The organism is Catenulispora pinisilvae, from assembly GCF_015356865.1.
Classification (GTDB): domain Bacteria; phylum Actinomycetota; class Actinomycetes; order Streptomycetales; family Catenulisporaceae; genus Catenulispora; species Catenulispora pinisilvae.
In genome coordinates, this window is the sequence record NZ_JAAFZA010000370.1 from 1 (window position 1) to 7,412 (window position 7,412).

The 7,412-nt window shown below is 71.2% G+C and carries 6 protein-coding genes; 4 read left to right on the forward strand and 2 right to left on the reverse strand.

Going from position 1 to position 7,412, the window contains the following annotated elements:
- A partial coding sequence (locus tag IZR01_RS46825; protein ID WP_194927611.1) for an EamA family transporter occupies nt 1-664 on the reverse strand: 664 nt, incomplete at its 3' end.
- Nucleotides 665-700: 36 nt separating this feature from the next.
- A complete protein-coding gene (locus IZR01_RS46830) occupies nt 701-1,804 on the reverse strand; it encodes a LacI family DNA-binding transcriptional regulator (protein WP_194927612.1) in 1,104 nt (367 codons plus the stop codon).
- A gap of 144 nt (nt 1,805-1,948) precedes the next feature.
- Here IZR01_RS46830 and IZR01_RS46835 point away from each other — a divergent pair, with 144 nt between their 5' ends.
- From IZR01_RS46835 to IZR01_RS46850, 4 genes are all read left to right on the forward strand, one after another.
- Entirely contained in the window at nt 1,949-3,109 is a 1,161-nt protein-coding gene (locus IZR01_RS46835) for a Gfo/Idh/MocA family protein (protein WP_194896512.1), read from the forward strand.
- A gap of 8 nt (nt 3,110-3,117) precedes the next feature.
- Nucleotides 3,118-4,194, forward strand: a complete 1,077-nt coding sequence (locus IZR01_RS46840) for a dihydrodipicolinate synthase family protein (RefSeq protein WP_267255001.1) — start codon at nt 3,118-3,120, stop codon at nt 4,192-4,194.
- 222 nt (nt 4,195-4,416) lie between these two features.
- On the forward strand, nt 4,417-5,247 hold the full coding sequence (locus IZR01_RS46845) for a sugar phosphate isomerase/epimerase family protein (RefSeq protein ID WP_194927614.1): 831 nt from the start codon (nt 4,417-4,419) through the stop codon (nt 5,245-5,247).
- Nucleotides 5,248-5,863: 616 nt separating this feature from the next.
- On the forward strand, nt 5,864-7,412 hold a 1,549-nt coding region (locus tag IZR01_RS46850; RefSeq protein ID WP_194927615.1), incomplete at its 3' end, for an AAA family ATPase.

Here is a 7,412-nt window from a genome sequence, read left to right on the forward strand (position 1 = left end):
CCGCCGCTCCCAGCCCCGCCGCCTCGGCCGCCCGGCCCCGTCGCATCATGATCGTCACGCAAGCCGTGGTCATCAGCATGCTCTCCGCGAGCATCATCCACGCCGTGTACCCGGCCGCCGACCCCGAGTGGCGCACCGCGATGCCGTCCGTGACCGTGTAGGTCGCGATCGACAGTCCCGTCATCGCCGCCCAGAACAGCGCCTTGCCCTGCGCGCGCTTCGGCCGTCCCGCCGAGAACACCAGCGTCGCCAGACCGCCGCAGACCACTGCGATGCCCACCGTCTGGTGCCGCGACATCGGATCGCCCAGCAGCGTCGCGAAGCCCGCGACCACCACCGGCGACAGCCCTCGCGCCAACGGGTACACCTGGTTGAAGTCGCCGATCTCGAAGGTCTTGATCAGCATCAGGAAGTAGCCGACGTGCAACACGGCCGACACCAGCAACAGCACCCACGACGCGCGGGCCGGTACCGGCACCACGAACGCGCCGATCCCCGCCAGCACGCCGCCGGACACCGTCATCAGCAGCGAGGCGGTCAGCTTGTCGGGGATGAACTTGAGGATCGCGTTCCAGCTCGCGTGCAGGAAGGCCGCGGAAAGGACGACGGGGACCAGGATTCCGGGCGCGCCGGCGGCCGAGGCCTCAGCACTGAGCAGACTCAATTTCCCACCCTTATATACGTGTGCTGTGAACCGGCGTCAGGTCACCGGCCCCGTGCTCCCCCGCACGACGAGTTCCGTGGCGCTGTGGACGACCGTGCGCCCGGCATGCGGATCCTCCGCCTCCGAATCCGCCACATCCGGCTCCCCGGAAAGGTCCGGCTCGGCCACCACCATCCGCATCGCCTGCTCGCCCATGCCCTCGGTATCGACCCGCACGGTCGTCAACGCGGGCACCAGATCGGCGCAGATCGGCAGGTCGTCGAAGCCGACCAGGCTGATGTCCGCCGGCACCCGGCGGCCCGCGTCGCGGAGCGCGGCCAGCGCGCCGACGGCCATCACGTCGGCCATCACGAACAGCGCCGTCACCTCGGGATGCTCGGCCAGCAGGCGCCGGGTCGCGGCGTAGCCGCCGTCGCGGGTGAAGTCGCCCTCGACCTCGATGCCGTGCGGATCGTTGTCGCTGGCCATCAGGCCGGCCCGGAAGCCGGCGGAGCGGTCGGCGATCGTCACCAGTCCGCGCGGGCCGGCGACCAGGCCGATCTCCCGGTGCCCCAGCCCGGTCAGGTGCAGTGCCGCCGCGCGGGCGCCGTCGGCGTTCGCCGGCAGCACCGCGTCGATCTCCGGCCCCTGGTCGCCGATGGTCACCACGCGGCCGCCGCCGTGCTGGTAGTCCAGCAGCCGCTCGCGCAACGGCTCGGCCAGTGCGGGATCCACCGGCGGGGAGCCTGCCACCAGGATCGCGCGGGCCCGCTGTGCACCCAGGCGGGTGATGTAGTCCAGTTCCAGCGCGGGGTCGCGATAGGTGTTCGCGACCATCACCAGCAGGTCCCGCTCGCGGGCCACCCGCATCGCGCCGGCGGCGATCGCCGAGAAGTACGGGTCGTTGACGTCGTGGACCAGCAGCCCGACCAGCGACGTGGTGGCCCGGGCCAGGGCCTGGGCCGGGCCGTGCGAGACGTAGCGCAGCCGGGTGGCGACCTCGCGCACGTGCTCGCTGAGCTCGGCGTTCACGGTCCGGGCGCTGCCGTTCAGCACCCGGGAAGCGGTGGCCAGCGAGACCCCCGCGGCGTCGGCCACCTGCTGCAAAGTGGCGCCGCCACGGCGCGGGGCCGGCGGGGGTGTTGACCGCTGCGTGGACACGCTCGTAACCTATCGCCTCGGGGCAGGTTCGGAAAGCGCTTTCCAGCGTCCGCCGGGCCGGCCGCGGATCACGAATCGATCTCCCCCGGCCCGCGAACCGCGCAGACCGTCCCAAACCGACCGCCAGACCCCCCGGGAGCAGCGATGACGCGCGAGACTATTGGAATAGCTATGAACGGCGTCACCGGACGCATGGGCTATCGGCAGCACCTGCTGCGGTCCATCCTCGCCATCCGCGAGCAGGGCGGCCTGGTCCTGCCCGACGGCCGCACGGTCTGGCCCGAGCCGGTCCTGGTCGGCCGCAACGCCGAGAAGATCGAGGCGCTGGCGGCCCAGCACGGTCTGGACAAGTGGACCACCTCCCTGGACGAAGCCCTGGCCGACCCGTCGGTCACCGTCTACTTCGACGCGCAGGTCACCCAGGCCCGCGTCCCGGCCATCACCCGGGCGATCGAAGCGGGCAAGCACATCTACACCGAGAAGCCGACCGCCGAGACCCTCCAGGAGGCGATCCGGCTCGCGCAGCTGGCCGACGACGCCGGGATCAAGCACGGCGTGGTCCAGGACAAGCTGTTCCTGCCGGGCCTGCTGAAGCTGAAGCGCCTGGTGGACTCCGGCTTCTTCGGCCGCATCCTGTCGGTCCGCGGCGAGTTCGGCTACTGGGTCTTCGAGGGCGACTGGCAGCCGGCGCAGCGGCCGTCGTGGAACTACCGGGCCGAGGACGGCGGCGGCATCATCCTGGACATGTTCCCGCACTGGCGTTACGTGCTGGACCACGTGGTCGCGCCGGTCCAGAGCGTCTACGCCGAGGCCCGCACCGACATCCCCACCCGCTGGGACGAGCAGGGCCGGGAGTACAAGGCCACCGCCGACGACTCGGCGTACGCGATCTTCGAGCTCCAGGGCGGCATCGTCGCCTCGCTGAACTCCTCCTGGGTCACCCGCGTCAACCGCGAGGAACTGGTCGAGTTCCAGATCGACGGCACCCACGGCAGCGCCGTCGCGGGCCTGCGCAATTGCAGGGCACAGCACCGCACCGCCACCCCGAAGCCGGTCTGGAACCCGGACATCCCGGCGACCGAGGACTTCCTCGCGCAGTGGCAGGAGGTCCCGGACAACGCCGTCATGGACAACGGCTTCAAGGTGCAGTGGGAAATGTTCCTCGCGCACCTGGTCGCCGACGCGCCGTACAGCCACGACCTGTGGGCCGGCGCCCGCGGCGTGCAGCTGGCCGAACTCGGCGCGCAGTCCTGGCGCGAGGGCCGCAAGATCGCCGTGCCGGAGCTCGACCGGACCGGGAAGTGAGCGCCGCGATGACCGGCTTCACCTCGCGGGTCGTCTACGCCGCCGCGCACGTCGTGGCGGACCCGAACGCCGACAACGGCCCCGGCCGGCCCGCGGTCCTGGACTGGGACGCCACCCTGCGCTTCCGCGAGCACCTGTGGTCGCTCGGCTTCGGCGTCGCCGACGCCATGGACACCGCGCAGCGCGGCATGGGACTGGACTGGCCGGCCACCCGGGAGCTGATCCGGCGCGGCGGCGCGGCGGCGAAGGCGGTGGACGCGACGAACGTGCCGTCGTTGCTGGCCTGTGGCGCGGGCACCGACCAGCTCGCTGCCGGTGCACATCCGCTCCCTGACATCCAGGCCGCGTACGAGGAACAGCTCGGCGTCGTCGAAGGCGCCGGAGCGCGCGTCATCCTGATGGCGAGCCGCGCGATGGCCGCTTCCGCGAAGTCGGCGGAGGACTACCTGACCGTCTACGGATCGCTGCTGAATCAGGCCTCGAACCCAGTGATCCTGCACTGGCTGGGCGACATGTTCGACCCGGCGCTCGCCGGCTACTGGGGCTCCTCCGACATCCCGACGGCGATGAACACGGTCCTGGACCTGATCAACGCCGACCCGGCGAAGGTCGACGGCGTCAAGATCTCCCTCCTGAACGCCGACTACGAACTCGAACTGCGCCGCCGCCTGCCCGAAGGCGTCCGCCTCTACACCGGCGACGACTTCAACTACCCCGACCTCATCAAGGGCGACGAGCACGGCCACTCGGACGCCCTGCTCGGCATCTTCGACGGCATCGCCCGCCCCGCCTCGCAGGCCCTGCGAGCGCTGGACCGCGGCGACCTGGACACCTACGACCGGCTGATGGCGCCGACCATCGAGCTGTCCCGGCACATCTTCGAGAAGCCGACCTTCAACTACAAGACGGGCCTGGTCTTCCTCGCCTACCTGAACGGCCAGCAGGACCATTTCCGCATGGTCGGCGGCCTGGAGACGGCCCGCGACGCGGCGCACCTGACGGAGCTGTTGCGGCTGGCGGAGATCGCCGGGGTCATCGATGACCCGGAGTCGGCGGCCGCGCGCTTCCAGGCAGTGGTCGCGTGAAGTCGCGCGCGCCGCTCGGCCCGGACTCGGCCGCCTGCCCCGCTGGCACCGCTCGCAACAGCGCCAGCGATCGGATGAGTTCGCGCGAGCGCCTGACCATCAGCACCGATGTCAGCGTGCTGACTATCGCACCATCGTCGGCGATCGCATGAGCTCGCGCGAGCGCCTGATCATCGGCGCCGATGCCAGTGTGCTGACTATCGCACCTCCGGCGGTGACCGCGTGAAGCTCTCCCTGAACCAGGCCACCGTGAAACGCCTGACCCTCGCCGCAGCCGTCGACGGCTGCGTCCGGGGCGGCGTCCCGGCGATCGGTTTGTGGCGCGACCGCGTACAGGAGATCGGCATCGAGGCCGCCGCGAAGATCGTGCGCGAGTCAGGGATCGAAGTCACCAGCCTGTGCCGCGGCGGCTTCATGACCGCGACCTCCGCCGAGGACCGTGCCGCCGCCCTCGCCGACAACCGGCAGGCGGTGCTGGAAGCGGCCGGGGTCGGCACCGACGTCCTGGTCCTCGTGGTCGGCGGCCTCCCATCCGGCTCCAAGGACCTGCCCGCCGCCCGCACCGCGGTCGCCGAGAGCATCGCCGACCTCGCGCCGTTCGCCGCCGAGCACGGCGTGAAGCTGGCGATCGAGCCGCTGCACCCGATGTTCTGCGCGGACCGCGCCGTGGTCTCCACGCTCGGGCAGGCGCTGGACATCGCCGAGGCGTTCCCGGCCGAGCAGGTGGGCGTGGTGGTCGACACCTACCACGTGTGGTGGGACCCGGAACTGGAAGCGTCGATCGCCCGCGCCGGCAAGGGCGGTCGCATCCACTCCTACCAGGAGTGCGACTGGGTCGTGCCGCTGCCGGCCGACATGCTGCTGGGCCGCGGGCACGTCGGCGACGGCCACATCGACTTCGCGCGGATGCGCCGGCTGGTGACCGCCGCGGGCTGGACCGGCGCCGCCGAGGTGGAGATCTTCAACCAGGAGATCTGGGACGCGGACGGCGACCAGACCATCGCCACCGTCCGCGCCCGCCACGAGGCGGTCAGCACCGCCTCGGGGATCTGACAGCCGCCCGACGACTAGGCGATTGATTCCAAGGGGTGGTCGGTAGCGGGACCGGACCTGACAAGCGAACTCGCGAAACGGCTTAGGACAAGGCCCTCCTGGCCGCGGCAGCGAAACACTGCGCGGCCCGGACGGCCGCCCTCAACCTGGTTTGGCTGTGGGTGGTCGGCCGGGGCGGTCAGGCGCCGCTACTGTGCCCTTGGCAGCCAGAGGCTGCGTACCGTTTCGCCCGGCCACCCCTTGGAATCAGTCGTCTAGCGCGGATCCACCCCTGAGGGAGCCGGATCCGCGCTCGGCCACAGGGGACTGATCGCTGAGGACACGGCCACGCCGCCGCACGACCGCGTCTGGTCACCGGTCGCGGCGGCGTTTATGCGGTCGCGCAAAGTCTGCGTTTCCGTAGGCTGCACAACGTGCAGGCGGAGCCGCATCGGGGGAAGCCCTTGATGTGTCGCTTCACAGCCGGCTCTTTACTCACAGTGGCGTGGCTGGAAACACAACGGGACCCCTTGTGACCGACGACTATCACGGCGTAACCTTCCCCGAACGACCGCCGCACCCCGCCGGATCCGGCGCCAGCGGCCGTCACCGGCATCGCGACCGCCAAGGACTTGACATGATCGGGCACCGGGAGCTGGTCGCCGACCTGGCCGCACGCGCCGCCGACGGCGCCCCCACGGTCCTGTCGGCACCGCCTGGACGCGGCAAGTCGGCCCTCCTGGACGCGGTCGCAGAACCCTGGATCACCGGCGAAGACCACGTCATCTGGCTCACCGCCGCCCCCGCCGACCACGAAGTCCCGTTCGCCGCCCTCGCCGACCTCCTCTGCGAAGCACCCGGCCTCCCCGCGCCCTGGCTGGAAGCGATACGTCAGGCGCTGCGCCGAATACCCGGCCGACCAGACCGCGTGGCGATCCGCTTAGCCGCGAAAGCATGCGTCGATTCGACGACGCCACCCAACAAGCGCGTCCTGCTGTTAGCCGACGACACCCAATGGTGGGACCCGGACAGCCTCGACGCATTGGCCTACCTCGCACGCCACGGAATCCCCGTCGTAGCGGCGACCCGCCCCGGCGGCCCGGTGGACTTCCTCGGCCGCGACGCCATCGAACTGCCGGTCCCCGCCCTCACCGCCGAACAGACCGCGACCCTGTTACAGGAACGCGGAATCGGCCTCCGCGTCGCCGCCCGCGTCCACGCGGCATCCGGCGGCAACGCGCGCCTGACGGTCGAGATCTCGCGCGGCCTGGACGCCTCATCCGGCGCATTGGACGTGGTGACGACCCCGACAGCGGCACGGCGCTGCGTCCGCGGCTGGATCGACGAACTGCCGACGCCGGACGGCATCTGGCGCACACTCCTGATCACCGCACTCGCCGCCGACCCCTCGGTACCGACCCTGCGCCGCACAGCAGGACCGGACACGCTGGAAGCACTGGCGTGCGCGGAGCAGGCGGGACTGATCGCGGTCGACGTCCACGGAACGGTCTCGTTCCCGGCCACCGCGGTCCGCGACACGGTACTCGCCGACGCGTCGCAGGAAACACTCCGCACAGTGCACTTGCTCCTGGCCGAAACAGCGACCGACTCGACAGCACGCTTGTGGCACCGGGCCTCAGCCGCCCGCGACCACCCCGATCTGGGGGTCGCATCCGAGCTGGCGGTAGCGGCGCGCGCGGTACGACGGCGCGGGGATCCGGGGCGGGCGGCGGAGTTATGGCTGCTGGCGGCGGAGATGATGCCGGCTCGGGACGAGGCGGATGAAGCAGATGAGGCGGGCGAGGCGGACGCAGCCGGCGCGGCCGACGGGTCGCTGGCCCCGCTGCCCGCGCCGGTGAGCGGGACGGCGAACAAACCGGCAGCTGAGCAGCAACCCGACACCGCAAAGCGACCAGATCCGCGCAGCGACCTCGCGCCCACCGCCGAGCAACAACACTTTGCCAGTCAACGCTCACCTCACATCGCTGCCGACCCAGCGCGAGCTTCGGCAGCGAGCGAGCCTGCCCAGCAGCTCAATGCCTCAGCACCATCAGCTCCGCCCAGCGACCTCGCGCTCACCGCCGATCAGCCGCACCCTGCGCAGCATCACGACGAAGCCACAGCCGCCCACACCGTCGAGCAGCAGTCCGAGCGGGCAGTCTCGCCCGCCTCACCCGACCCCCGCC